Annotated in this window: 22 protein-coding genes and 2 pseudogenes; 14 read left to right on the top strand and 10 right to left on the bottom strand. The window is 73.8% G+C overall.

The features are described from left to right. From VGI02_RS16725 to VGI02_RS16715, 3 genes are all read right to left on the bottom strand, one after another. Window positions 1-1,070 (bottom strand): ABC transporter transmembrane domain-containing protein (locus VGI02_RS16725; protein ID WP_331628820.1); only part of this gene is annotated, 1,070 nt, incomplete at its 3' end. Window positions 1,071-1,279: 209 nt separating this feature from the next. Further along, entirely contained in the window at window positions 1,280-1,420 is a 141-nt protein-coding gene (locus tag VGI02_RS16720; protein ID WP_331628818.1) for a hypothetical protein, read from the bottom strand. A 336-nt stretch (window positions 1,421-1,756) separates the two neighbouring features. Continuing rightward, window positions 1,757-2,983: an MFS transporter gene (locus tag VGI02_RS16715; protein ID WP_331628816.1), complete on the bottom strand. Its 1,227-nt coding sequence runs from the start codon at window positions 2,981-2,983 to the stop codon at window positions 1,757-1,759. Window positions 2,984-3,099: 116 nt separating this feature from the next. Between VGI02_RS16715 and VGI02_RS16710 the strand changes: the two genes are divergently transcribed. Then, a complete protein-coding gene (locus VGI02_RS16710; RefSeq protein WP_331628814.1) occupies window positions 3,100-3,825 on the top strand; it encodes a TetR/AcrR family transcriptional regulator in 726 nt (241 codons plus the stop codon). On the opposite strand, the gene VGI02_RS16705 is transcribed toward VGI02_RS16710, so the two are convergent. The 5 genes from VGI02_RS16705 to VGI02_RS16685 form a co-directional block, all read right to left on the bottom strand. Continuing rightward, window positions 3,801-4,988 (bottom strand): alkane 1-monooxygenase, encoded by a 1,188-nt coding sequence (locus tag VGI02_RS16705; RefSeq protein ID WP_331628813.1) that lies wholly within the window; start codon window positions 4,986-4,988, stop codon window positions 3,801-3,803. The two genes, VGI02_RS16710 and VGI02_RS16705, sit on opposite strands and share 25 nt — an antisense overlap. Before the next feature lie 134 nt (window positions 4,989-5,122). Continuing rightward, entirely contained in the window at window positions 5,123-5,722 is a 600-nt protein-coding gene (locus VGI02_RS16700) for a TetR/AcrR family transcriptional regulator (RefSeq protein ID WP_331628811.1), read from the bottom strand. A gap of 569 nt (window positions 5,723-6,291) precedes the next feature. Continuing rightward, window positions 6,292-7,560: a cytochrome P450 gene (locus tag VGI02_RS16695; RefSeq protein ID WP_331628809.1), complete on the bottom strand. Its 1,269-nt coding sequence runs from the start codon at window positions 7,558-7,560 to the stop codon at window positions 6,292-6,294. Beyond that, entirely contained in the window at window positions 7,557-8,231 is a 675-nt protein-coding gene (locus VGI02_RS16690; RefSeq protein ID WP_331628807.1) for a TetR/AcrR family transcriptional regulator, read from the bottom strand. The genes VGI02_RS16695 and VGI02_RS16690 overlap by 4 nt, the downstream gene beginning before the upstream one ends. After that, window positions 8,228-9,976, bottom strand: a complete 1,749-nt coding sequence (locus VGI02_RS16685) for a GMC family oxidoreductase N-terminal domain-containing protein (protein WP_331628805.1) — start codon at window positions 9,974-9,976, stop codon at window positions 8,228-8,230. Before VGI02_RS16685 ends, VGI02_RS16690 begins: the two co-directional genes overlap by 4 nt. Window positions 9,977-10,113: 137 nt before the next feature. Here VGI02_RS16685 and VGI02_RS16680 point away from each other — a divergent pair, with 137 nt between their 5' ends. The 9 genes and pseudogenes from VGI02_RS16680 (at window position 10,114) to metX (ending at window position 17,569) form a co-directional block, all read left to right on the top strand. Then, entirely contained in the window at window positions 10,114-10,575 is a 462-nt protein-coding gene (locus tag VGI02_RS16680) for an MOSC domain-containing protein (protein ID WP_331628803.1), read from the top strand. Window positions 10,576-10,686: 111 nt separating this feature from the next. Beyond that, the gene (locus VGI02_RS16675) at window positions 10,687-10,989 is read left to right on the top strand and encodes a MarR family winged helix-turn-helix transcriptional regulator (protein WP_331628801.1); all 303 of its coding nucleotides are present in this window, start codon (window positions 10,687-10,689) and stop codon (window positions 10,987-10,989) included. A gap of 114 nt (window positions 10,990-11,103) precedes the next feature. Beyond that, window positions 11,104-11,301, top strand: a pseudogene (locus VGI02_RS16670) (ArsR/SmtB family transcription factor); the annotation flags it as partial. Between the two features lie 199 nt (window positions 11,302-11,500). After that, a complete protein-coding gene (locus VGI02_RS16665) occupies window positions 11,501-11,854 on the top strand; it encodes a hypothetical protein (protein WP_331628799.1) in 354 nt (117 codons plus the stop codon). 36 nt (window positions 11,855-11,890) lie between these two features. Next, window positions 11,891-12,745, top strand: coding sequence for an isocitrate lyase/PEP mutase family protein (locus VGI02_RS16660; RefSeq protein WP_331628797.1), 855 nt, complete (start codon window positions 11,891-11,893; stop codon window positions 12,743-12,745). Between the two features lie 66 nt (window positions 12,746-12,811). Next, window positions 12,812-14,110: pseudogene (locus VGI02_RS16655) on the top strand (DHA2 family efflux MFS transporter permease subunit); the annotation flags it as partial. Between the two features lie 166 nt (window positions 14,111-14,276). After that, window positions 14,277-14,873, top strand: a complete 597-nt coding sequence (locus VGI02_RS16650; RefSeq protein ID WP_331628826.1) for a hypothetical protein — start codon at window positions 14,277-14,279, stop codon at window positions 14,871-14,873. A 195-nt stretch (window positions 14,874-15,068) separates the two neighbouring features. Continuing rightward, window positions 15,069-16,376 carry a bifunctional o-acetylhomoserine/o-acetylserine sulfhydrylase gene (locus tag VGI02_RS16645; RefSeq protein WP_331628795.1) on the top strand — a complete coding sequence of 436 codons (1,308 nt, stop codon included), beginning with the start codon at window positions 15,069-15,071 and terminating at the stop codon, window positions 16,374-16,376. Window positions 16,377-16,438: 62 nt separating this feature from the next. Next, window positions 16,439-17,569, top strand: a complete 1,131-nt coding sequence (gene metX / locus VGI02_RS16640; protein WP_331628824.1) for a homoserine O-acetyltransferase MetX — start codon at window positions 16,439-16,441, stop codon at window positions 17,567-17,569. On the opposite strand, the gene VGI02_RS16635 is transcribed toward metX, so the two are convergent. Next, complete coding sequence (locus tag VGI02_RS16635) at window positions 17,520-17,945, bottom strand: ArsR/SmtB family transcription factor (RefSeq protein WP_331628793.1); 426 nt, start codon at window positions 17,943-17,945, stop codon at window positions 17,520-17,522. The two genes, metX and VGI02_RS16635, sit on opposite strands and share 50 nt — an antisense overlap. A 52-nt stretch (window positions 17,946-17,997) precedes the next feature. Between VGI02_RS16635 and VGI02_RS16630 the strand changes: the two genes are divergently transcribed. The 3 genes from VGI02_RS16630 (at window position 17,998) to VGI02_RS16620 (ending at window position 20,660) form a co-directional block, all read left to right on the top strand. After that, entirely contained in the window at window positions 17,998-18,801 is an 804-nt protein-coding gene (locus VGI02_RS16630) for an esterase/lipase family protein (protein ID WP_331628791.1), read from the top strand. A gap of 56 nt (window positions 18,802-18,857) precedes the next feature. Beyond that, complete coding sequence (locus VGI02_RS16625; RefSeq protein WP_331628788.1) at window positions 18,858-19,763, top strand: oxidoreductase; 906 nt, start codon at window positions 18,858-18,860, stop codon at window positions 19,761-19,763. Window positions 19,764-19,856: 93 nt separating this feature from the next. After that, the gene (locus VGI02_RS16620; RefSeq protein WP_331628787.1) at window positions 19,857-20,660 is read left to right on the top strand and encodes a PaaI family thioesterase; all 804 of its coding nucleotides are present in this window, start codon (window positions 19,857-19,859) and stop codon (window positions 20,658-20,660) included. On the opposite strand, the gene VGI02_RS16615 is transcribed toward VGI02_RS16620, so the two are convergent. After that, on the bottom strand, window positions 20,624-21,271 hold the full coding sequence (locus tag VGI02_RS16615; RefSeq protein ID WP_331628786.1) for a VC0807 family protein: 648 nt from the start codon (window positions 21,269-21,271) through the stop codon (window positions 20,624-20,626). The genes VGI02_RS16620 and VGI02_RS16615 overlap by 37 nt on opposite strands. Before the next feature lie 66 nt (window positions 21,272-21,337). Between VGI02_RS16615 and VGI02_RS16610 the strand changes: the two genes are divergently transcribed. Further along, window positions 21,338-22,297: a PaaX family transcriptional regulator C-terminal domain-containing protein gene (locus VGI02_RS16610; protein WP_331628784.1), complete on the top strand. Its 960-nt coding sequence runs from the start codon at window positions 21,338-21,340 to the stop codon at window positions 22,295-22,297. The last annotated feature ends 63 nt before the right edge of the window (window positions 22,298-22,360 follow it).

Genomic DNA, 22,360 nt, shown 5'->3' with positions numbered 1-22,360 from the left:
AGCGAGCCGAGCTGGGACAGCGGCGGGTAGAGGTAGCCGAGGTAGGCGGCGAACCCGAACAGGCCCCCGACCGTGAGCTCGCCCGTCGCGATGAAGGCCGCACCGGCGATGAGCACCGCGAGCAGCGCACCGCTCTGGATGATGGTCGAGATCGGCGAGTAGATCATCTGGAGGCGGCTCTCGCGGGCCCGCGCGCGCCACCAGGTCTCGCTGTGCCGGTCGAGTCGGGCGCTCTCCGTCGCCTCCGTGCCGTACGCCTGGATCAGGGGCAGGTTGGACAGCGCCTGTTCGACGGCGGTCCCGACCTCACCGGCGGCCCGGCGCTCCACCCGGGCGGCCGTCTTGGTGAAGCGCCCGGTGATGCGGCTCGTCAGCCACATCAGCGGGGCGAGCGCGACGACGATCACCGCGAGCTGCCACTGCACCAGGACGGCGGCGACCGCGTAAGCGATGGCGGTGCCGACGGCGATGACCGTGGTGACGATGCCCGAGGAGGCGAGCACCTCGACGCCGTCGACGTCGGTGGTGAGCCGCGACATGAGGTCGCCGGTCGCATGGGTGCCGAGGAACCCCGGCCCGAGGCGCTGGAGATGCGCGAAGACGTCGTGGCGCAGGCGGAAGACGAAGCGCTCCGCGGCGCCGACGAGCAGGAACCCGCCGATCACCGAGAGCACGCCACCGAACGCCGTCAGGGCGAGCCACTCGATCGCCGAAGGCCACACCGCGTCCATCGTGTGGGACACGGTCGCCCCGTCGACGATGCGCGCGAACATCGTGACGACGGCGGTGTCGCACGCCGTCGCGGCGGCCATGGCGAGGAACGCGAGGACGAGCTTCAGGCGGTCGGACCGCGTGTAGGGCCAGAACCGCCGGATGATCGTCCGGAGGGTGAGCGACGGTGCCTCCGGGGTGTCGCCGGAACCCGGCGACGAGGCCCTGGAGGCACCGTCGGACTCGTCCGGGGCGGTCGCGCGCCCACCGTCCTGTCCCCGGGAGGACCCGGGATCAGCAGCGCCCCCGACGCCACCGTGTCCCGTCCCGGGGGCCTCGTCCGGACCCACCGCTGTCATCCCGTCGACCAGTGTCGAGTGCGCGCCCACCGTCTCCCCTCGAACGACCCCGGGCCTCGAGCCCGGGGGAGCCCGCCCGACCCTCCGGCGTCCGGAGTGGGACGGCGGGTGGTCGGGCGGGCCGCGAGCCTCTGCATCGACCCGGTCAGCGCCGGGCCGCTGTCGTGACCGTGGAGGCGGGCGACGTGCCCGCCTCCGGAGCGGTCAGGTCAGTCGTCGCAGCAGGACTTCGGCTTGCACTCCTTGGGCGCGCAGTGCTGCGGCGGCTTGCACTGGTGGCAGCTGCAGCCACGGTGGTGGTGGTGCTTGTGGCGCGGGGGAGCGAGGTGCTGCAGGAGACCGAAGCTCATCGATGTGTCCTCTCGGGGGAAGAACGACCCTCACCGGGTGGCGAGGCGAGGTCACGGTGGGATCACAACATGAGAGCGAGCTGTGCGTGAGCTGTCACCCGGTCGAGTGAAACGCACATATCTGTGAATCCGGCAAACGTTTCCCCAAGTCGATCAGCCCGAGACCAAAGCTTTCCTATGGGATTCCCTCCTCAGCTTCGGCTCAGGCAGCTGAGTTGACACGTTGCGTTGCGGACTCGTCCGTACGGGGACGATGCAGCGGGGGTATGCGAAGGTCAGCGTGCGCTGACAGTCACAACGACGAGGAGGCCGGTGACGGTGCGTCGAGATTCGTTGTCACTCGCACGGGGACCCGACGACCACCGGTACCGGCTCCGTGACCACGCGACGTCGATCGTGGGCGAGCGTGAGGACGGCCGACCCGACTCCGAGGAGGACCACGACGGCGCCGTAGACCTCGGCCGCCGTCGCGAGTCCGACGATGCCGCTGGCGATCCCCGCCGCCACGGCAGGCACCGAGAACGCGGTGTAGGCGATGACGTAGGCGAGCGCGAAGAGTCCGCCGCGCTCGGTGGGGCCGGCGATCTCGGCGAACACGCCGAAGCACGCGAGTGCGGCCGCACCGAATCCGACCCCGGCGACCACGGTGCCGAGTGCGGTGAGCAGCAGCGAGGCGGTCGTGAACCCCACGAGGGTCACCGCGGTGCCGCCGGCGAGCAGTCCCGCCGCGGGGGCGACCAGCGAGCGCACGGGCCGGTCGCGCAGCAGGAACGAGGCCAGCGCTCCGGTCCCGCAGAGCAGCGTCACGACCAGCCCGCCCACCAGGTGGGAGGACACCCCGAGCAGCGCCCCCGCGATCGACGGACCGAGCGAGAGATAGAGCCCGCCGAGCGCCCAGCTGGTCACGAGCACCGGGGTCACCGCGAGGACCTCGCCCCGCAGGCGCGGCGCCACCCCGACCCTCGGGACGAGCGACGCCCAGACGCCCGGCCGCCGCCCGGAGGTCTCCGGCAGGACGGCGACGACGACCGCGGACACGGCCAGCAGGGCGAGCAGCACGATCCACACCAGCCGCGTCGGTGACGGGGCGAGCTGGATCAGTGCGCCCGCGCCGACCGCGCCCGCGGCCAGCCCGGCGAGCGTCCCGACGCCGGTGACCATCCCGGCGCGGTGCGGGGCCTCGGGCGGGGCGAGGTCGACCATCGTGGCGCCGAGCGTCGTGATCGCCGCCCCCGTGGCGACGCCCTGGATCACGCGCGCGACCAGCAAGGCCGAGACGCCGCCCGCGCCGAGGAACACCGCGAACGAGGCCGCCTCGAGCACGAGGGCTCCGACCAGGACCGGTTTGCGTCCGACGTGGTCGGACAGCGCTCCGACGACGAGCAGGGAGGCCAGCAGGCCCGCGACGTAGACGGCGAAGACGACCGTGAGCGTCGCGGCCGAGAATCCGAAGAGCTGTTGGTAGAGAGGGTAGAGCGGGCTCGGCACGCTCGAGGCGGCCGGGAAGAGGACGACGATGCCGCCCGCGGCCGCGAACAGCCGGGCACGGGTTCTCGGGTGCATGGGGCTCCCTCGTCGAACGCGATCGCAATGATCGCTGCGTTAATACTGCGGCGACGCTAGCACGGTTAAGGCAACGATCACTGCGTTCATTCCGGCGACGTGGAACACTCGGGGTCGTGGCAGAACTCAGCGAGGGTGCGGGGACGCGGCCGGGCGGCCGGTCGGCCCGCGTGCGCGCGGCGGTGCACCGCGCGGTTCAGGACCTGGTCGCCGAGGGCGTACGCACCGAGGACCTGACGATCCCGGTGGTGGCGGCGCGCGCGGGCGTGCACGCGACCACGGTCTACCGGCGGTGGGGCTCCCTCGCGGAGCTCCTGGCCGCGGTCGCCGAGCACCGGTTCACCGGGGACGTCGTCGTCCCTGACACCGGCGGCCTGGCGGGCGACCTCGAGCGGTGGGCGACCGACGTGGCGCGCGACCTCGCCGATCCGGACACCCTCGCGCTGATGCGCGCGTCGATCGGGGCGGGGGAGGCGGCCTCGTGCGCCTGCACCGCGGACCGTCGGGCCCAGATCACGGCGATGCTCGACCACGAACGCCGCCGCGGGGGCGACGTCCCGGACGTGGACGCCGTCGTCGACGGCGTGCTGGCGCCGCTGTACTACCGGGCGCTGTTCGAGCCCGCGTCCCCCGGACACGACGGAGGACCCGCCCCGGAGCACCGGGTGCGGGTCCTCGTCGGGAACGTGCTGGACAGGGCGAGCGGAGCGACGGGGGAGAGACACAGGGCGAGCGGAGCGACGGGGGAGAGACACAGGGCGGGCGGAGCGACGGGGGAGAGGCACAGGGCGAGCGGAGCGACGGGGGAGAGACTCGGTCAGGCGGTGTCGGTCAGCCCGTAGCGCGCGAGGATCTTCGCCCGCTTGCGGGGCATGATGTTGGCCTGCGTGAGGTCGCCGTCGTAGTGGGCCACGACCTTCGGGTCCATCATCCGGCGCCACAGCGGCGGGAACACGGCGACGACGATCATCGTCCCGTAGCCCGAGGGCAGCTGCGGCGACTCCTCGAAGTGGCGCAGCGCCTGGTAGCGCCGGATCGGGTTCGCGTGGTGGTCGGAGTGGCGCTGCAGTTGGTAGAGCAGCAGGTTCGACACGGTGTGGTCGGCGTTCCAGCTGTGCCGCGGGTCGACGCGCTCGTAACGCCCGTCCTCACGACGACCGCGCTTGAGGCCGTAGTGCTCCAGGTAGTTGACGATCTCGAGCAGCGTGAACCCGACGACGGCCTGCACGACCAGCCAGGGCAGCACGCCGGCGCCGAAGACCAGGAACAGCGCGGTGAAGAGCACGATCGTCATGGCCCAGGAGATCAGGATGTCGTTGCGCAGGCTCCACGGGTTCTGCTGGTGACGCGAGAACCGCTTCACCTCGAGGTGCCAGGAGCTGCGCAGGCTCCCCCAGACCGTGCGGGGCAGGAACGAGGTCCAGAAGTTCTCGCCGAAGCGTGAGCTCGCGGGGTCCTCGGGGGTGGCGACACGGACGTGGTGGCCACGGTTGTGCTCGACGTAGAAGTGCCCGTACCCGGAGCTCGCGAGCGCGATCTTGGAGAGCCAGCGCTCGTTCTCCTCGCGCTTGTGTCCCAGCTCGTGCGCGGTGTTGATCGCGATGCCGGAGACGACGCCCATCGTCAGGGCCAGGCCGAGGTTGCTGACGAACCCGAGGTCCTGCGTCGCCCACACCCAGCAGGTGAAGACGAGGCTCACGTACTGCACCGGCAGGAACAGGTAGGTGATCCACCGGTAGTACCGGTCGGCCTCCAGGCGGGCGCGCTCGGAATCGGGCGGGTTGTCGCTGGTCCGGCCGATCAGCAGGTCCAGCGCGGGCAGGACCACGAACAGGATGATCGGGCCGAGCCACCAGAACAGGCTCAGCCCGGTGAGGTGGACCAGGCCGTACCCCGCGATCGGCAGGGCGGGCATCACGGTGCCGAGCGGCCACAGGTAGCGGCGCTTGTCGCGCCATGGTTCCTGCTGCTCGAGTGCTTCGTCCGGTGCCTGCTCGACGGTCATCGTCGGTCTCCTCGCGTCCCGGGTCACGTCGTCCCGAATTACTGTGACAGCGCGTCGCAGTAGAAACAAGACAGAGATTTTGTTTCAGAACGGAGCAGTGCTCTCTCGATGGCGGAGCGGGAGGAGCGATCCGGTCAGACCCGGGAGGGGTCGGCCATCAGGCAGGAGGTGAGCCGGGCGAGCCGGTCGGCGGCGTCGGAGTGGCTCAGGCCGGGGGAGACCAGGTGGCTGATCGTCAGCCGGACGATGGCGTCGACGGCGTCGGCGACCGTGCGGGGCTCGACGTCGGGGCGGCGACGGCGCATCCAGTCGCCGACGAGCGCGTTGCCGCCGGTGATGATCGCGTCGCCGCGGGTGGTGAGGAACGGCAGCAGGCTGGTGTCGCCGCTGCGGCTGCCCGTGAGGATGGCCCGGAGCAGCGGATTGCCGCCGGCCTCGTCGAGCGTGAAGCGGACCGCGGCGCGCACGCCCTCGGACGGGTCCTCGTGCTGTTCGAGCTGCTCGGCGATCCCGGTGAAGAAGCGGTCCGCCTCGCGGGCGACGAGGGCCTCGCCGACGCCGTCCTTGGTGCCGAACTCGCGGTAGAGGGTGGGGCGGGAGACCCCGGAGGCGACGGCGACCTCGCCGATCCGCACCCGGTCCCACCCGCGCTCCACGGTGAGCGCCGCGGCGGTGTCGAGTACCCGCTCGCGGACCTGGCGCCGGAACTCGACGCGTAGCGATTCGCCGGTCATGCGTCGAGTGTCACTCATTGCGACCGAGGTGAATCCTCGGAGGACGTGCGTAACCCCCGTCCGGCCCCTCCCGATGGGCTCGTTACCGCATCGTGACCCTCGTCGGTCACGCGGCGCGTTCGGATGGATGCGCACGGCCGCTCGGTCTAGTCGCGCTGAGCCAACTCAGTGAGAGCTCCCGCGGCCCCGGAGCGGCCGTAACGCGGTCACCGCGGGGACGATGAGGTGCATGTCCCGCCACGACGGTGGAGGGATTCTCAACGCCCGGCGGGGGCGCTGTCCGCCGCCCGGGAGTCGACCCGCCGGGTGGTCACCGCGCCGACCACCCGGCCCTCGATGGCCGGACGGCTCCGGCCACGGTCCGGCGGCGACCCCTGCCCTGGTCGCCGCCGGATCGCGAGGGCCATGGATGGACTGTGTGTGAGCAACCGGTCCGGACCAGTGGTCGCACCCGATGCCTCACCGCCCGTGCACGGGGCGTGCCGAGCGGACGTCGGCATCAGCGCACGCGTCTACGGCCACCTGCCCCACGAAAGTTCGTCCACGTGGCCCTCCCTCGCCAGGGGGCCTCAGACCGCCGACGGCAGGCGCACCGGCAGGTGCTTGATCCCGTTGACGAAGATCGACGAGAGCCGGTCCGGCTCCCCGATCACCTCGAGGTCGGTCATCTCGGTGAGCAGCCGGCGGAACATCACGCCCGCCTCGCGGCGGGCCAGGTGCGCGCCGAGGCAGAAGTGCGGGCCGTGCGCACCGAAGCCGTGGTGGGGGTTGGGGGCGCGGCGCAGGTCGAGCCGGTCGGGGTCGGTGAACACCGTCTCGTCCCGGTTCGCCGACCCGTAGACGAGCAGCAGCTTCTCGCCCGCCGTCACCGGGACGTCCCCGACGGTCGTGTCGGCGACGACGGTGCGGCGCATCCAGTTGATGGGGGAGGCCCACCGCACGATCTCGTCGACCGCGGTCGGCGTGACCCCCTCGATGTCGTCGATCCAGGTCTGCTTGGCCGCGGGATCCTGGTGCATCCCCCACACCCCGTGGGTGACGGCGTTGCGGGTGGTCTCGTTCCCCGCGACGCAGAGCAGGATGAAGAACGACGCGATCTCCTGGGGCGAGAGCCGCTCCCCGTCGACCTCGCCGTGCACCAGCGCCGACAGGACGTCGTCGCGGGGGTTCTCCTCGGCGTCGGCCGCGAGCTCGGTCATCAGCCCGGAGAGGCCGCCGCCAGCGGTGAGGTAGTCCTGCAGCGGGTTGTCGGAGACGTACTCCGGGTCGTCCCCGGCGAGGATCATGTTCGACCAGGTGAAGACGTCCTCGCGGCGCGACTGCGGGATGCCCATCATGTCGCAGATCAGCAGCAGCGGGAGCGGCGCCGCGATCTCGGTGACCAGGTCGAACTCGCCGCCGTGCGCGGCCGCCGTCGTGCGGGCCCGGGCGAGCACCTCGTCGGCGATGCGGTCGACGTCGTCGATCAGCGAGGCCACCCGCTTCGGGGTGAAGGCGCCCGCGGCGATCCGCCGGATCTTGGTGTGCCGGGGGGCGTCCATGCTGATCAGCGAACCGAAGAACTCGTGGGCCTCGGCGGGCAGGTCGAGGATCGACACCGCGCCGCTCCCGGAGCAGAACCGGCCGGGGTTGCGGCTGACCTCCTCGACGTCCGCGTGCCGCGTGATCACCCGGAACCCCGGCCCGGGCTCGAACCCGGGGAACTCCGGCTCGGCGTAGCCCGGGAGCCCCTCGGTGGCGCGCAGGGCGGCGAACCCGGCGTAGCGCTCCGGCCAGGGGGCGGCCCAGAACTCGCGGTCACCGAGATCGAGGGGTGCGGTCGTGGTCGGGCCGGTCATGGGTCCTCCTGAGGGGGTAGCAGGGCGACGAGTGCGGTGACGAGCAGGTCGCGGACCCCGGCGCGGTCGAGCGAGCCGCGCACGAGCCACTCGCGGGACGCGGCGCGCACGAGACCGAAGAAGGCCCGGACACGGGCACGCAGGGCCTCGTCGCCCGTGGGGTCGGAGGCGGTGTCCCGATCCCGGACGAGCGCCGCGATCACCCGGTCGGCGGCCGTCTCGTCGGCCCCCTCGACGACCGCGTCCACGTCCGGATCGCCGCCCGCCCCGCCGACCCCCACCGACAGCCACAGGCCGCGCCGGGTGGAGACGGTGTCGAGGAACCAGTCGACGGCGGCGCCCGCGCGCTCGGTGCGGGTGTGCCCGGGCAGATCGGTCGCGGCCGCCTCGGGAATCGTCAGCAGGATGTCCAGCGCCTCCAGGTAGAGGGCGCGCTTGGTGTGAAAGTAGTGGTTCAGCAGGCCGCGGGCGACGCCGGCCTCCCGGGCGATCTCGGTGGTGGACACGTCCGCGTACGGCCGTTCGGCGTAGATCCGCAGCGCGGCCTCGAGGATCTCCGCGCGTCGGGCGTCGGGGTCGAGGCGGCGGCCGGGCGACGCGGCGACCAGGGCAGCACCCTGAGGAGGGACCTCGCCCTCGGCGGACCGGACGACGCTCTCGGGGGCCGTCATCCCGACACCACGTGCAGCGGCAGGCGCAGCGCGCCCGGGGCGTCCTCGGGCACCGCGGGCCGGCGCGGCGTGACCGGCGCGACCCGGCGGTAGGGCTCGCCCGGGGCGGGGCGCGGGTCCTCCTCGCCGGCGTTGGGCCAGGCCGACATCGCCCGCTCGGCGAGCGCGGTGATGGTCAGCGAGGGGTTCACGCCGAGGTTCGAGGGCACCGTCGAGCCGTCCATGACGTGGACCCCCGGGTGGCCGTGCAGACGGTGGTACGGGTCGACGACGCCGTCCTCCGGGGTGGTGCCGAGCACCGCGCCGCCCAGGAAGTGACCGGTGACCGGGATGTTGGCCAGGCTCGAGGCCGCCCCCACCGGTACGCCGCGGATCCGTCGCGCGACCCGTCGGGCGACCTCGTGCCCGGCGGGGATCCAGGGCGGGTTGCCCTCGCCGTCGGCGGCCGCGCTCGTCAGTCCGGGCAGGTACCGGCGCGGGCGCAGGGTCAGGGAGTTGTTCAGCGCCTGCATCACCAGCAGCACGATCGACTGCTCCGACCAGTGCTTCGGGCGGTGGATGAGGGCCAGCTCGCGGCGCCGCGTGGCGAGCGACGTGAGCACACGACGCCAGGTCGGGCCGCGCCGACCGATCGTCGGGTCCGCCGCGTCGGGGCTGCCGTCGACGAGCATCGCCGACATCAGCGCCAGCAGGTTCGAACCGTGCCCGTAGCGGACCGGCTCGACGTGGGTGTGCTCGTCGACGTGGATCGACGAGGTGATCGAGACGCCGTCGGTGAAGTCGGCCGCCGGGTCCGGGGTGCGGGCGGCGAGGATCGCCTCGGAGTTGGTGCGCACGTGGTGCCCGAGACGTCCGGAGATCCGCGGCAGGTGCTCGCGCTGGCGGTGGAGCAGCCGCTGGGTTCCGAGCGCCGAGGCGGCGACGACGACCTGACCCGCCGTCAGGACCCGCCGGCCCCCTGATCGACCGGGACGCGGCGTCTCGCGGACCTCGACCTCGTAGCCGGACGCCCCGGTCAGGTCGCCGTGCCGGGGGCGGATCGCGGTCACCGTGGTGAGCGGGTGGACGACGGCGCCCGCGGTCTCGGCGAGGTGCAGGTAGTTCTTCGTGACGGTGTTCTTGGCGTTGTGCCGGCAGCCGGTCATGCACTCGCCGCAGTGCCGGCACGTCCGCCGGGCGGGACCCGCGCCGCCGAAGTACGGGTCGGGGACGTCGGTGCCGGGCGCCGTGCCCTCCTCACCGAAGAGCACCCCGACGTCGGCCCGGCGGTAGGTGTGGCCGACGCCCATCTCCTCGGCGACGTCGCGCATCACGGCGTCCGCGGCCGAGGTACGCGGGTAGGTGGTGACGCCGAGCATGCGTGAGGCCTGGTCGTAGTACGGGGCGAGCTCGTCGTGCCAGTCGGTCACGTCCGGCCAGCTGCCGTCGGCGAAGACCCGGGCCGGCGGGCGGTACAGGGTGTTCGCGTAGACGAGCGACCCGCCGCCGACCCCGGCCCCGGAGAGGACCAGGACGTGGCGCAGCGGGTCGAGGCGGAAGATGCCGTGGCAGCCCAGCCGGGGCGCCCAGAGGAAGTCGCGCAGGTGCCACGAGGTGCGGGCGAACTCGTGGTCGGCGAAGCGGCGGCCGGCCTCCAGGACCGCGACCCGGTAGCCCTTCTCGACCGCGCGCAGGGCGGCGACACCGCCCCCGAAACCGGACCCGATCACCACGACGTCGTGGTCGGTGCCCTCGCTCTCGACCATGCCGATCACGGTGCGCCTGTTGTTGGCAGCCTGTCAAGAGTGGGCCCGGCTCCGTGGAACGAACGACGCGTTCGTGGCCTCTAGATGCACGAACGAGTCGTTCGTTCCACGTCGGGGGGCCTCGTACGCTGGTGATCGTGGATGCCCGGGTCGCTGCGCTGCACGTGGCGCCGGAGCGCAGGGCGCCGATGGTGGCGGTGGAGCGGGTGCAGGCCGAGGCCGGGCGAGGCATCGTCGGGGACCGCTACTTCGGCACCCGCCACCGGCACGTCTCCGTCCAGTCGCTCGAGGAGCTCGGCGAGGCCGCGACCGCGCGGGGAGCTCCGGTGCCCGCCGCGGGGACCCGGCGCACGATCACGCTCGACCACGGTCGGGTGCCGACGACGCCGGGCGCGCGGCTCAGGATCGGGGGCGTCGATCTCGAGGTCGTCCGCAAGGCCGCGCCGTGCCGCGTCATGGAGACCTCGGTCGGACCGGGGGCGCGCCGGGCGATGCACGGGCGCGGGGGAGCGGTGTGCCGGGTGCTGACCTCGGGGCCGATCGCGGTCGGGGATCCGGTGGTCACCGAGGCGGCGGTGTCCGGGCCGGCCGCCGGCTGACCGGTCCGGCTCAGGCCTCGCGCATGCCCAGGACGACGGCGGTGGCGACCGCCGTGTGCATGAGCATCAGTCCTGGCGCGGCTCTCGGTGTCTCCCGAGCAGACGCTGCGCATGAGCGACGTCGCCGAGATGGCCAACGGCTCCCTGCCCCGCACCTCGCACGCGGTCACCCGGCTCGAGGACCGGGGCTGGGTGCGCCGCACGGTCTGCACCGGGCGGGGGAGGCGCTTCACGGTCGCGACCCTCACCGACGCCGGCCGGGACCACCTCACCGCGGCCGCGCCCGCGCACGTGGCCACGGTCCGCCGGCTCGTCGTCGAACCGCTCGGCGAGGACGGCCTGCCCGCGCTGGGGGACCTCTGCCAGCCGATCGTCGCCGCGCTCGGGCTCCCCACCGAGGAGCTGCGTCCCTGAACCCCGCTCTCCCTGAACCCGCCGTTCCAGGAGCCCTGACGGTTCGACCCACGTCGAACCGAGACCGTCCTACCGTGGGTCCGCCACCGGGAGACGACGCAGACGGAGGTCATCGTGACCGAGGTCCGGCACGGGGACGTCGAGATCGCCACGGTCGGGGCGGTCCTGGCCGACCGGGCGAGGTGCCGCATCCTGCTCGCCCTCGACGACGGCCGTTCGCTGCCCGCGAGCGTGCTGGCCGACGAGGCCGACGTGTCCCGGCCGACCGCGAGCAGCCACCTCGCCAAGCTCGTCGAGGCGGGCCTGCTCCGTGTGGAGCAGCACGGGCGCCACCGGTACTACCGGCTCGCCGGTGCCCCCGTCGGCGAGCTCCTCGAGATCATGACGCGTCTCGGCCCGACGCGACCCGTGCGCTCGCTGCGGGAGGGGACCCGGTGCCGCGCAGCTGCGCGCGGCCAGGACCTGCTACGACCACCTCGCGGGCCGGCTCGGCGTCGCGGTGATGGGGGGCATGATCGAGCACGGCCACCTCACCGGCGGCGACGGCGTGTACGACCCGGACCGCGCGGTCGAGGACACCCCCACCGGCCACGGCCGCGACCTGGACTACGAGGTCACCGACCGGGGGTGGGACTTCCTCGGCGGCCTCGGGGTGGACGTGTCCGTCGGGAAGCGGCCGCTCGTCCGGTACTGCGTGGACTGGAGCGAGCAGCGCCACCACCTCGGCGGGCGCCTCGGCCGGAACCTGCTCGGGGTGTTCCTCGACCGCGGGTGGGTGTGTCGCCGCGACACGAACCGGAGCGTGGCGGTCACCGACGCGGGCGCCGACGCGCTCGCGCAGCACTTCGGGCTCGCCGCGGCCTGACGACCTCGTGCACCCCTCGACCGGAAGGCCCCGGTGATGACCGCCGACCACCCGGGATCGCGCGCCGCGCGCTTCCGTCACCTGCACGACGCCCTGTTCCTGATGCCGAACGCGTGGGACGCGGCGAGTGCGCGGCTGTTCGCCCGGCAGGCCCCGGCGGTCGGCACCTCGAGTGCCGCCGCGGCCGCGACGCTCGGCCTGCGCGACGGCGAGCGCATCGGACGGTCGGGCGCGCTCTCCGCCGCGGCCGCGATCATCCGCGCCGTCGACCCGATCCCGGTCAACGTCGACCTCGAAGCCGGCTTCGGCGACACCCCGGAGGCCGTCGCGGACGTCGTCGGGGAGGCCGTCGCCCTCGGCGCCGCGGGCATCAACCTGGAGGACACCGACCCCGCCACCGGGGAGCTGCGCGACCTCGGGCTCCAGACCGAGATCGTCGCCGCGAGTGCGGAGGCGATCGCCCGCCGGGACCCGGACGTCGTGCTCAACGCGCGCACCGACGTGTTCTGGAACGGGGTCGGTGAGCCCGCGGAGCGCCCGGCCCACGCCCGTGCGCGGCTGGAGCGCTACCTGGGTGCCGGCGCGACCTGTCTGTTCATCCCGGGGTTCACCCCCTCGGTCGACGACCGGGCGCTGATCGGGGAGGTGGTGGGGGGCTGGGCGCCGGCCCCGGTCAACCTGCTCGCCTCCGCGGCCCTCGGCCCCGACCGGGACGAGCTCGCCGCGGCGGGCGTCCGGAGGATCAGCTTCGGGTCCTCGCTCTACCGGGCGGCCCTGGCCCACGCGGCCGGTCTCGTCGGGGCGGTGGCGGAGTCCGGCGACTGGTCCGCGCTCGCCTCGGCCGACGCCCTGACCTACGGGCGGCTCGCCGAGGTGGCGGCGCCTCGGTAGGTGGCTGCGCCAGGTGAGCGCACCGGTTCGACCCACGTCGAACCGATCCCGGGAGACGGTCGAGTCATGACCGCGACCACGACACCCGAGCGGACGGCCCCCGCGCGGCCCCGGCCCCGTCCCGCCCTCGTCGCCCTCAGCCTGGCCTTCTTCGTCGTCCAGCTCGACGCGACCGTCGTCAACGTCGCGCTCGGGAGCATCGGGCGCGACCTCGGCGGCGGGATCGGCGACCAGCAGTGGATCGTCGCCTCCTACACCGTCGCCCTCGCGGCCGGGATGCTCACGGCGGGCTCGCTCGGCGACCGCTACGGCGCGCGGCGGGTGTGCCTGCTCGGCCTCGCGGTGTTCGGTCTCGCCTCGGCCGCCTGCGCCCTCGCCCCGTCCGTGGGGTGGCTCGTCGCGGCGCGCACCGCGCAGGGCCTCGGCGCCGCGGGCCTGCTGCCGTCCTCGCTCGCCCTGATCGTCGGCCAGTTCCCCGACCCGGGGCGGCGGGCGGGCGCGCTCGGCGTCTGGGGCGGCATCGGCAGTCTCGGGATGGCGACCGGCCCGGTGCTGGGCGGCACGCTCATCGCCGTCGCCGACTGGCGGTGGATCTTCCTGGTGAACGTCCCGGTCTGCGCGGGGACCCTCCTGCTGACCCGTCTCGCCGTCGTCGAGTCGCCCCGCCGCGAGCGCTCCACCGACGTCGTCGGCCTCGCCCTCGGGGTCGTCGCGCTCGGCGCGCTCACCGGCGGACTGATCGAGGCCGGGCAGCGCGGGTGGACCGACCCGTTCTCCCTCGGCCTCGTCGCCGCCGGTGGGTTCGGGGGCGTGCTCCTCGTCGTGACCGAGCGACGGCGAGCCGAGCCGATGCTGCCGATGTCGATGTTCTCCGTCCGCGCCTTCTCGGGCGGGACCGCCGCGGGCGGCCTCTTCAACTTCTGCCTCTACGGCGCGCTGCTCGCGATCTCGCTGTTCCTGCAGGGTCCGCTCGGCCAGAGCGCCTTCCGCGCCGGACTGGTCGTGCTGCCCCTCACGGTCGCCGTCGGGATCGGGTCGACGCTGTCGGCGCGGCTGACCGCGCGCGTCGGTCCGCGTCCCCCGATGCTCGCCGGCTACGCGATGGGGGCGCTGGGCACCGCGATCCTGGCCGTCGCGGGGTCGACGGGGCCGCTGTGGCTCGTGGCCGTCGGGGCGGCCGTGCTCGGGTTCTGCTCGCTCGCGATGCCCGCGATGACCGCCGTGACGATGTCCGGGGTGGACGCCGCCCGCACCGGGCTGGGCAGCGGCGTGCTCACCACCGCCCGGCAGGCCGGGGGTGCCCTCGGGGCCGCGGTCTGCGGCGCCCTGCTCACCGTGAGCGGCACCGTGTCGCTCACCGGCCCGATGATCGCGGCGCTGGCCGCGTACGTCGTGGCGATCGGCGTGACCGTCGTCGCCACGGTTCCGGGCCGGGAACGGAGACGGCGGGGCATGCGGTCGAGGACAGCACCTGACCGCCTCGGGCGCGACCGTGGTGCGGTCCACCGGCCGAGTACGGCGAGGAGCAGCCATGACCGTGACAGAGACCTTCCTCCGGGCGGACCGCGCGATGGTGGAGGCGGTCGCGGGGGTCGGTGGGGGCTCGGGCGGCGGCACGGTGCGCCCGGTGTTCGCCACCGACCCGCCCGGTGGCACCCCGGTCGGTGCGGCCGTCGCCCACCTCGCGCGCGACGAGGCGTGGATCCCGGCGATGCTCGCCGGTCGGACCATGGCGGAGCACGGGCCGGACGCGTTCGACGGCGACCTTCTCGGCGCCGACCCCGCGGCGGCGTTCGCGCGGCTCGGGGTGGCGGCCCGCGACGCCGCGGGCGCGGTGGCCGACCTCGACGCGCCGGTGCACTGTTCCTTCGGGGACTGCTCCGGCGAGGAGTACCTCTGGCAGCTCGTCGTCGCCCGCACGCTCGGGGCGGAGGCGCTCGCGGCTCTCGCGGGGACGCCGGCGCCGGTGGACGACGAGCTGGCGGCCGAGGTGCTGACCGGTCTCGTCCCGCGGGCCGAGCTGTGGCGCCAGGTCGGGATCCTGCTCCCGGGGCGCACCCCTTCCTCGGCCTCGCCACGGGACGAGCTGCTCGCGGTGGCGGGGTCTCCCGGGGTGCCGGTGGGGTGACCCACGCGAGTGCTCACGGCCGGACGGCCGACCTACTAGGCTGTACCGCGTGCTCCACACCGCCGTGCTCGAGCCCGTTCGTGACGAGTTCTGGCCCAGTCGTCGCATCGACGCCTTCGACGAGTTCTGTCGCCCTGGCGTCCGATCCGTCGACTGATCCCCGAGAACCCCTCTCACGACAGGAGAACCCAGCGCATGAGCACCCCTGAGGCCAACTGGTCCTTCGAGACCCAGCAGGTGCACGCAGGCGCCGAGCCCGACCCGACCACGGGTGCACGGGCGACGCCGATCTACCAGACCACGTCGTACGTCTTCCGCGACACCCAGCACGGGGCCGACCTGTTCAGCCTCGCCGAGCCGGGCAACATCTACACGCGGATCATGAACCCGACGCAGGACGTGCTCGAGAAGCGCGTGGCCGCGCTCGAGGGTGGCGTCGCGGCCCTGGCGTTCGCGTCCGGCTCCGCGGCCACCACGGCCGCGATCCTGAACATCGCGGAGGCGGGCGACCACTTCGTGTCGAGCCCGAGCCTCTACGGCGGCACGTACAACCTGTTCCACTACACGCTGCCCAAGCTCGGCATCGGGGTCACCTTCGTCGAGGACCAGGACGACCTCGAGCAGTGGCGCAACGCCGCTCGCCCGAACACCAAGCTGTTCTTCGCCGAGACGATCGCCAACCCGGGCTCGAACGTCCTCGACGTGGCCGGGGTCGCGGGGGTCGCGCACGAGGTCGGCGTCCCGCTCCTCGTCGACAACACGGTGCCGACGCCGTTCCTGCTCCGCCCGATCGAGTTCGGCGCCGACATCGTGATCCACTCGGCCACCAAGTACCTGGGTGGGCACGGCACCACCATCGCCGGCCTCGTCGTCGATGCCGGGACGTTCGACTTCGGCGCCCACGGCGACCGCTTCCCGGGCTTCACCGAGCCGGACCCGAGCTACCACGGTCTGAAGTACTGGGAGGCCCTCGGGCCGGGCGCCTACGCCGCCAAGCTGCGCGTCCAGGTGCTGCGTGACACCGGTGCCGCGATCTCGCCGTTCAACGCGTTCCTCATCATCCAGGGCATCGAGACGCTGTCCCTGCGCCTGGAGCGCCACGTGGCGAACGCGCAGGCGCTGGCCGAGTGGCTCGAGGCGCGCGACGAGGTCGAGAAGGTCTACTACGCCGGGCTCGCGTCGAGCCCGTGGTACGAGGCGGGCAAGAAGTACCTGCCCCGCGGTGTCGGCGCGATCGTGTCGTTCGACCTGCGCGGTGGCGTGGAGGCCGGCCGGGCCTTCGTCGACGGCACCAGCCTGCACTCGCAGCTGGTCAACATCGGCGACGTGCGCAGCCTCATCGCCCACCCGGCGTCGACCACCCACAGCCAGCTCTCCCCCGAGGAGCAGGCCACCTCCGGCGTGACACCCGGCCTCGTCCGGCTGGCCGTCGGGATCGAGTACGTCGAGGACCTCAAGGCGGACCTCGAGGCCGGGTTCACCGCGGCGAAGTCGGCGGTGTGACCGAACTGCTCCCCGGAGGCCGTGCCGCGGGCTCGCCCGGCGCCCCGCCCGCGACCGACACCGTGCCGGTCCTCCCTCCCGCCACCGGTGCGTGGCGGGAGGGGGACCCGGTGGGTCGGCGTCGCTTCGTCACCCTGCCCGATCCGCTGCCGCTCGAGGGCGGTGCGGCGCTGCCGGACGTCACCGTCGCCTACGAGACGTGGGGCGAGTTCAGCGGGGACAACGCGGTGCTCGTCCTGCACGCGCTGACCGGGGACAGCCACGTCTCCGGTCCCGCGGGCCTCGGCCATCCCACGCCGGGCTGGTGGGACGGCGTCATCGGGCCCGGGCTCGCCATCGACACCGACCGGTGGTTCGTCGTCGCGCCCAACGTCCTCGGCGGCTGCCAGGGCACGACGGGGCCCGCGTCCCGGGCGCCGGACGGGCAGCCGTGGGGGTCACGGTTCCCGACCACCAGCGTGCGCGACCAGGTCGCTCTCGAGGTCCGGCTCGCCGACCAGCTCGGGATCGCGTGCTGGGCCGTGGTGCTCGGCGGGTCGATGGGCGGGATGCGGGCCGTCGAGTGGGCGGTGACCCACCCCGACCGGGTGGAGCGGCTGCTGCTGCTCGCGTGCTCGGCGTCGGCGTCGGCCGACCAGATCGCCTGGGCGTCGCCGCAGCTCGCGGCCATCCGCGAGGACCCGCACTGGTGCGGCGGGGACTATCACGACCGGCCGCGCGGCCAGGGCCCGCACGTGGGGCTCGGCGTCGCGCGCCGGATCGCGCACTCCACCTACCGCACCGCCGAGGAGCTCGACACCCGCTTCGGCCGGCGCCCGCAGCCCGGCGAGGATCCCTACGACGCGTCCTCACCCGGCCGGTTCGCGGTGGAGTCCTACCTCGACCACCACGCCGAGAAGCTGGTCCACCGGTTCGACGCCGGGTCCTACGTCGCCCTGACGGCGGCCATGAACGGCCACGACGTGGCCCGCGGCCGCGGTTCCACCGCCGACGCGCTGGGCCGCATCACCGCCCGGACCGTGGTCGCCGGCTCCACGAGCGACCGGCTCTACCCGCTGCACCAGCAGGAGGAGCTGGCGGAGCTGATCCCGACGTCCGGCCCGGTCGAGCGCATCGAGTCGCCCTACGGACACGACGCCTTCCTCATCGAGGCGAAGCGTCTCGCGGAGATCCTCGAGAAGCTCCTGGGGTGACGGCCGCGGCGCCGAGCTCCTCGTACGGGCCCTGGTGCATGCGGTCGAGCAGATCGGTGACGACGGGGTCGGCGAGTCGGTAACGCACGACCCGGCCGTCGCGGTGCGCGCTGACGAGGTTCTGCGCGCGCAGCAGGCGCAGCGCCTGGCTCGTCGTCGAGTCCTTGAGACCCGCCGCGAGCGCGAGGTCGGACACGCAGATCTCGCCGACCTCGTGGATGCAGAGCAGCAGCGTCAGCCGCGTCGGGTCGGCGAGCAGCGCGAAGCGCGAGACCCAGCCGTGCATCGTCGCCCGGTCCGGCAGGGCCTCGATGGCCGCGCAGACCCGGTGATCGCCGTCGACGCCGACCGCATCCGCTTCGCCGGTGAGGTGCACATCGCCAGTATCCCACGGTGTGCGCGCGCGACGCCGGGTAGCGTCGCTCGGCGTGGCGGCGCGGCCGGACGTCCCGGGGGCGGCGGCGTCGCGCGTCCCGGACGAGGCGGCACCGCGCATCCCGCCGTTCCGCGGCAACGTGCTCGGCGAGGCCCGGGTCCAGCTCGAGCTCGCCGCGCTGCTCGGGAGCCAGGTCCACCGCGGGGTCGGTGTCCCGCACGGTGACGGCGCCCCCGTCGTGCTGGTCCCCGGGTTCGGGGCGGGCGACGTGTCGCTCGCCGTCCTGCGCGCGTGGCTGCGCCGGATCGGGCACCGGACCTACCGCTCGGGCATCGCCTGGAACGTCGACTGCTCGGAGGCCGCGGTCCGCCGGCTCGACCGCCGGGTGAGCGACGTGGCCGAGCGATCCGGCCGCCCGGTCGCGCTGATCGGGCACAGCCGCGGCGGGCTGCTCGCGCACGCGGTCGCGGTCCGCCGCCCGAGCCGGGTCCGGGCGGTGATCACCCTCGGGAGCCCGCTCTCGTCGCCCTTCGACGCCTCGGTGCTGACCCTCGCCGCCGTCGGGTGGGCCCGCCTGGGACAGAGCCTGTGGCGACCCGCCCGCCCGCAGTGCCTGACGACGTCGTGCCCGTGTGCGTTCGGTGCGGACCTGCGCCGGGTCGGCCCCGTGCCGCTGACGTCGATCCGGACCAGCGAGGACGGGATCGTGCGGCCGGAGTCGTGCGTGGCGCCCGCGGGTGGTGGGCCGGGGAGCGGCGCCGACCCGGGGGCGGTGAGCAACGTCGTCGTCCGGGGGAGCCACCTCGGGCTGTGCGTGAACGCGGCGGTGTACCGGGAGATCGCCCACGCCCTGTGAGCGGATTTCGTCGTGCGGACGACGAAAATCGCTCACGGGCGGGTACCCGGACCTTCATGGCTCCCTGGACCTCTGCCGACATCCCCGACCAGACCGGCCGCACGTACGTCGTCACCGGAGCGAACTCCGGCCTCGGCCTCGTGACGGCCCGTGAGCTCGTCGCGCACGGCGCGCGGGTGGTGCTCGCCTGCCGCAACACCGACAAGGGCGAGCAGGCGGCCGCCGAGATCACCCGCGGCGGCGTCGGTGGCACCACCACCGTCGAGGAGCTCGACCTGTCCGACCTCGGCTCCGTCCGGCGGTTCGCCGGCCGGGTCGGCCCGGTCGACGTGCTCGTCAACAACGCCGGGCTGATGGCGATCCCGGAGCAGCGCACCGCCGACGGCTTCGAGATGCAGTTCGGCACCAACGTGCTGGGCCACTTCGCGCTGACCGGCCTGCTGCTCGACCGGATCACCGATCGGGTCGTCACGATGTCGTCGGTGATGCACAGGTTCGGCTCGATCCGGCTCGACGACCTCAACTGGGAGCGCCGCCGCTACCAGCGCTGGCTCGCCTACGGGCAGTCCAAGCTCGCGGACCTGATGTTCGCCTACGAGCTGGAGTACCGCCTCGTCGCCGCGGGCTCCTCGCTGCGCTCGATGGCCGCCCATCCCGGCTACTCGGCGACCAACCTGCAGTCGCGCACCGAGTCGTTCCAGGACGCGTTGATGGGGCTCGGCAACCGCTTCTTCGCCCAGGGTCCCGAGATGGGCGCCCTGCCGGAGCTGTACGCGGCGACGGTGCCCGACCTGCCCGGCGGGGTGTACGTCGGGCCGGACGGCTGGGGCGAGACGTCGGGCCACCCGATCCCGGTGGGGTCGACCGCCGCGTCCCACGACCGCGAGGTCCAGCGGGCTCTGTTCGCCGCCTGCGAGGAGCTCACCGGGGTGACGGTGCCCGTGTCCGCCGGGGTGCGCTGAGCGTCCGCGTCACCTCCGCCGGGCACGACGGTCGGGTGCGGGAACCCGGCGCCCGACCGTCGCCGCCCGGAACGGACCGGGCATGATCGCCGCGTGAGCGACGACCCGAGCCCGCTGGCGGTGCTGCGCGGCCTCGTCGCCGACGGGACTCCGCTGGCCCCGGTGCACGCCGCCACCCACGCCGAGCTGACCTCGCTCGAGCGCGGCTCCTGCTCGGCGCGGATGCCGACGGTGCCCGGTGACGGGCTGCTGGAGTCGCTGCTGATCCTCGCCGACTTCGTGCTCGGCGTGTCCTACTCGAGCACCCTGCGGGCGGGCGACCGCATCGTCACGGTCCGGCTGGGGGTGCAGCTGCTCGGGCGACCGCTGTCGGGCGAGGAGCTGTGCGCGACCGCGCAGCTCGACGACGCGAACAACGGCGTCGGGCTGAGCTCGGCGACGGTCGTCGACCGGGAGGGGCGTGCGGTCGCGCGCTGCGTGGGGCGCAACGCCGCGCTCACCGACGAGCTCGCCGGGCGGTACGGGCGCATGGCTCCGGCCTGGTCGACGCGCCCCACCCCGTGGCGGATGCTCATGCCCCACCGCGGCGAGGACCCCACCCGCGACGGCACGACGATGATCGCCCACCCCGACGCGACCGCGATGAACTCGGCGGGCGTCGTGCAGGGCGGCGCGCTCGCGGGCCTGGCGGCGCGGGGGCTCTCGCACGCCCTCGACGTGATCCCCGACGACTTCTCGGTGAGCTTCATCCGCCCGGTGCGCGCCGCGGGCACGCCGGTGATGTGCCGGGTGGTCGTCGAGCACGGCGGGCGGCGGCTGCGGGTCGGGCGCGCCGAACTGGTCGACGAGCAGGGGCGGCTCTACGCCGTCGCCGGGGGTACGGCCTTCCGGCCGTAGGTGGCCTGCGCCGCCGCGGCGGCCCGCGCCTCCCCGGCCTTCCCGGCCCGCTTGCCCCAGATGAACGTCGCGACGACCAGCACCCCGATGACGACGGCGGGGACGACGGCGTTGACCACGACCATCGTCGCCACGGGCAACTGGTAGGTCAGCACGATGCGGACCACGGCCTCGCCGAGCAGGCCGACACCCCACATCGTCGTCATCAGGCGCTGCGTGCGCCGGAAGAGCGGGAACTGCCACAACCCGTTCCACCAGGCGATGCGCTCGGGGTCGCCGTTGGTGGCGAACCGGCGGCCGAACAGGAAGATCGCCGGCCGATTCGTCGGGACGCTCGCCAGGAAGAGCAGCCCGAGGACGCCGGTCACCACCGACTCCTTGAGCAGCAGCAACCGCGCGTCCGAGAACAGCAGCGACGTCGCCGCGCCCACGATGATGATCGTGAGGATGAAGGCGCTGAACTCGTCGATCCGCCCACGCACCACCACCGAGATCACGGCGTTCACCGCCGGCCCGATGGCGCTGAGCAGCAGGGCCGGGACATCTCCGAGGCCGGCGCCCGAGGCGACGCCGTAGACGACGATCGGGGCGGCGATGTCCAGGACGGCCATCAGTACCCACGGAAGGATCTTCGTCAGCACGGCGCCCCCGGAACTGTGACAGGATGACTCCCGATCGTGAGCAGAACCGTACAACAGGAAGCGGCCTCGCGGCAGGGCTCGCCCGCGGCGCTCGTCGCCGCCCTGTTCGGCATGTCCGGGCGATCGGCGCTGCCCGGGCCCGCCCTCGTGGCGCTCCTCGGGGACCTCGGGCTGGCGCCCCCGGCGGCCCGCCGGGCGCTGGCCCGGATGCGCGAGCAGGGGCAGCTGGTGACCACCCCGCGGGGACGGCAGGTCGACCACCACCTCGCCGGGGCGTTCCGCGCCTCCGTCGAGCGCCTGCGCGACGACCGCGGCGAGTCGTCGACCTGGGACGGCTCGTTCCACACCCTCCTGCACCAGGTCCCGGAGTCGGCCCGCCCGTACCGCGACCGGCTGCGCCGGACGGCGGTGCTCGTGGGGTACGCGCCGTGGCAGCCGGGGGTGCTGATCAGCCCGGTCGACCGGAGTGCGGCGCTCGCCGAGGTGCTCGCCGACGCCCCGCCGGGCGCGTCGGTGGTGCTCGGGCGGCTCGCGGTCGAGGGCGGGTTCCCGGAGGACGGCACGCCCGGTCAGAATCCGGCCGACCCCACTCCGGCCGAACATGATCACCGGGACGTAGCGGTTCCGGGCGGTGGGCGTCCGGAACCGCGACGTCCCGGTGATCATGGTGCGACGGGGACCGCGACGGCGGCCGCGATGGCCCGGCGGGCCTGGGCCCTCGACGATCTCGCCGCCGACCTGCGCGCCCACCTGCCGGCCCTGCACGCCGCTCTCGACGCGCCGACCCCCGCGCCCGGCCCCGATGCGCTGCGCCGGATCGTGCACCTCACCAACGCGGTGTTCGTCGACCTGCTGCGCGACCCCGGGCTGCCGCACGAGCTGCGGCCCCCGGACTGGCCCGGGGACGAGCTGCGGGTGCTGATCGGCCGGGTCGCCGCGGCGTACGGCCCACCGGCCGTGGCGCACATCGTGCATCGGTGCGAGGCGGCCGCCTGACGTCTCACATCGGGTCAGGCACATCATGGACACAAGCGTGTGATCCGGCTTACGTTCGGGAAA

It is taken from the genome of Actinomycetospora sp. (assembly GCF_036497245.1).
Lineage (GTDB): Bacteria > Actinomycetota > Actinomycetes > Mycobacteriales > Pseudonocardiaceae > Actinomycetospora.
This window is presented reverse-complemented; position numbering and strand designations above follow the sequence as displayed.

Bases quoted from the DNA above. Each gene is read 5' to 3' on its own strand.
- VGI02_RS16720 (WP_331628818.1), bottom strand. From the start codon at position 1,420: ATGAGCTTCGGTCTCCTGCAGCACCTCGCTCCCCCGCGCCACAAGCAC.
- VGI02_RS16715 (WP_331628816.1), bottom strand. From the start codon at position 2,983: ATGCACCCGAGAACCCGTGCCCGGCTGTTCGCGGCCGCGGGCGGCATC.
- VGI02_RS16705 (WP_331628813.1), bottom strand. From the start codon at position 4,988: ATGACCGTCGAGCAGGCACCGGACGAAGCACTCGAGCAGCAGGAACCA.
- VGI02_RS16700 (WP_331628811.1), bottom strand. From the start codon at position 5,722: ATGACCGGCGAATCGCTACGCGTCGAGTTCCGGCGCCAGGTCCGCGAG.
- VGI02_RS16695 (WP_331628809.1), bottom strand. From the start codon at position 7,560: ATGACCGGCCCGACCACGACCGCACCCCTCGATCTCGGTGACCGCGAG.
- VGI02_RS16690 (WP_331628807.1), bottom strand. From the start codon at position 8,231: ATGACGGCCCCCGAGAGCGTCGTCCGGTCCGCCGAGGGCGAGGTCCCT.
- VGI02_RS16685 (WP_331628805.1), bottom strand. From the start codon at position 9,976: ATGGTCGAGAGCGAGGGCACCGACCACGACGTCGTGGTGATCGGGTCC.
- VGI02_RS16675 (WP_331628801.1), top strand. From the start codon at position 10,687: ATGAGCGACGTCGCCGAGATGGCCAACGGCTCCCTGCCCCGCACCTCG.
- VGI02_RS16665 (WP_331628799.1), top strand. From the start codon at position 11,501: ATGATCGAGCACGGCCACCTCACCGGCGGCGACGGCGTGTACGACCCG.
- VGI02_RS16660 (WP_331628797.1), top strand. From the start codon at position 11,891: ATGACCGCCGACCACCCGGGATCGCGCGCCGCGCGCTTCCGTCACCTG.
- VGI02_RS16650 (WP_331628826.1), top strand. From the start codon at position 14,277: ATGACCGTGACAGAGACCTTCCTCCGGGCGGACCGCGCGATGGTGGAG.
- VGI02_RS16645 (WP_331628795.1), top strand. From the start codon at position 15,069: ATGAGCACCCCTGAGGCCAACTGGTCCTTCGAGACCCAGCAGGTGCAC.
- VGI02_RS16625 (WP_331628788.1), top strand. From the start codon at position 18,858: ATGGCTCCCTGGACCTCTGCCGACATCCCCGACCAGACCGGCCGCACG.
- VGI02_RS16615 (WP_331628786.1), bottom strand. From the start codon at position 21,271: ATGGCCGTCCTGGACATCGCCGCCCCGATCGTCGTCTACGGCGTCGCC.